Below are 2,442 nucleotides of genomic sequence, written 5' to 3' on the forward strand. Positions count from 1 at the left end.
CGCCTTCGAAGAAGTGGTTGCTGTGGACACACCCGGCATTCGCCGGGCGTCGTGAATATACGAAACGTTATCGGAAATTACCGAAGAGAGGTAAGAATATGAATACAACATCTCTAATTGAATGGTCAGAAGCTAATAATATAATAGACCGAACGGAACAAGGATTTATTAACTACCTAGAAAACTGGAAGAAAGAAAATAGAAGTGATTTTTTTGATACCTTCAAGGGCAAATCGAATCTGAAGTTATTGAAGACCGAGCTTAACTCGATCCAACTTACACATATAAGTGGATACGATGATTTTATTTATTGTAACTTAAGAATTTTATATTTGGGAGAAAGTATTGGAGATTATAGAATGATCTTTACCCTTGAGGGTAATCTTGAAGATGATGTAATTCATTTCGAAAAATATATAGATACGACAATCAAAGAAGGGACAATAAAAGTTGAAGTAATAAAAAGAGCTATTAAAGAGGGCTATTCAATAGAAGCTGTTTCTAAACTCGTGGATCTTGAAGAAAATATAATAAGGCCATTGTTTGTATGTTGATCGAGGAAGCCGGTAACTTCCGATAACACCATATTCACGCATCGGGCTACGCCCTCGGTCCCAGAAGCGGCTTCGAGGAAGTGGTTGCTGTGGACACAACCGGCATTCGCCGGTCGTCGTGAATATACGAAACGTTATAAGAAATATTGCAAAATGTAAAAAACATATAACCAAACAATCAATGAGGTGCACATATGCTTGATGCATTTACAAAAAAGAAAATTGAAAAGCTTCTATCAGATTATGTTGAACAGAAGATACCTAAACATATTAGGAACCAAGTAAGACTTAACTATAAATTCAGAGGGAATAACGTTACTCTATTCGAAGAAAGATCTGCATTTAGAAGTGAACAATGGGTTGAATTGGACGTAGCCCAATTTCGATTTGCAGAAAACAAATGGAAAGTCTATTGGAGAGATAGCAAGAATAAATGGCATTTTGTTGATGATATAATCCCTGACGAAAATTTTGAAAAGCAACTAAAAATAGTAGACCAAGATAATAGGGGTTTATTTTGGGGATAAAAGCCATGAAGAGTAGGCAACTCGAAGATGGCAATGACATCTGATAACAACGTGTTCACGCTTCGGCGGACAAGCCGCCTCGGTCCCGGATGAGAAGTCGATGAAGTGCTTGCCGGTACACATCCATTCAGCCAACCGCATCGCGGCCAGCTGATCGAACTAGTCGTTCGGTCTAGCAGTTTAGGGTGAATGGACGTCGTGAACACGGAAACGTTATGTGAAATTATTCAAGATCATAACTCTTAAGGAGAAGAATTCATGCCACCATATTTTTCAGTTATTCAGTAGCAGGGAAGTCAATTCAGCCGGACAACCTTGCACTGCCTACCGCGTCGCGGTCGTTCCCTGTGGTCATTTAAGTCAATGTAGGTTCGTGAATACAAAAACGTTAGCTGAAATTGACTGAAAGGCGTGAAAACCATAAAATACACAACTCACACACCATTAGCTAGCATTATTGGATTGGGACTGTTCGCAGTAACACTACTAGTTCATATATGTTACAGATTAATAAGAATCACAGATGTAGGATTAGGTATGTCAATTTCGGTTGCTAATTCACTATTATTAGTTTTTACCTTGATGTGGGGGTATATGGGAATACTTGATCTATTGAAATTACTAAAAGCACAAAAAAAATTAAAATTTAAAGATGTTATGAAAAACGAAAAAGAATATAGGATCGTACTAAAAAAACATAAAGTAAATTTTATAATCAACATTACTTACATCCTAATATTCATACTTCAACTAGGGTATGTAATTAAAAACTGGGAAGAAGTGAATATTTAGAATGAGTTCGAAAGTGATTCAGAGAAGTGGTCAACTTCAGCTAACACCGTATTCACGCTGCGTCGCTAACTCTCCTTGGTCCGGCCGAAGCAGTAAGAAGTTGTTTCAGAGGAAGCGGATTCAGTAGCAGGGAAGCTAATTCAGCCGGACAACCTTGCACAGCCTAACCGCGTTTAAGGCAGTGAAGGTTCGTGAATACAACAACGTTAGGTGAAAGGGATGAAGTGCGAATAAACCTATAAACCCAAAGGAGATTTTTATGAATACTCGGTTAATGTCTACCGCTTTTCTATTTAATAATGACAAGATCTTAATGATGAAACGTTCTGCAGATAGGAAACTTGTTCCTGGTATTTGGACAGGAATCGGTGGTCATATCGAACCAGATGAAATGGGTAACCCGGAATATGCATGTGTCAGAGAAATATATGAAGAAACAGGAATTGAAAGCAGTGAAATATCTGACCTTTCATTGCGATACATATTAATTAGACAGAAAGAGAATGAAGTCAGAGAGCAATTTGTTTATTTTGGGAAGACTTCTCAACAAGAACTGGGTCATACAGAAG

3 protein-coding genes are annotated in these 2,442 nt (G+C 38.0%); all 3 read left to right on the forward strand.

Going from position 1 to position 2,442, the window contains the following annotated elements; genetic code table 11:
- Window positions 1-554: hypothetical protein (locus M6D81_RS31320; RefSeq protein ID WP_262681573.1), on the forward strand; the 554-nt coding region annotated here is incomplete at its 5' end.
- Between the two features lie 194 nt (window positions 555-748).
- Window positions 749-1,081: a DUF3024 domain-containing protein gene (locus M6D81_RS31325; RefSeq protein ID WP_262681575.1), complete on the forward strand. Its 333-nt coding sequence runs from the start codon at window positions 749-751 to the stop codon at window positions 1,079-1,081.
- Window positions 1,082-2,132: 1,051 nt separating this feature from the next.
- The coding region (locus M6D81_RS31330; RefSeq protein ID WP_262681576.1) for an NUDIX domain-containing protein at window positions 2,133-2,442 on the forward strand (310 nt) is incomplete at its 3' end.

Source organism: Paenibacillus sp. J5C2022 (assembly GCF_025567625.1).
GTDB lineage: Bacteria > Bacillota > Bacilli > Paenibacillales > Paenibacillaceae > Pristimantibacillus.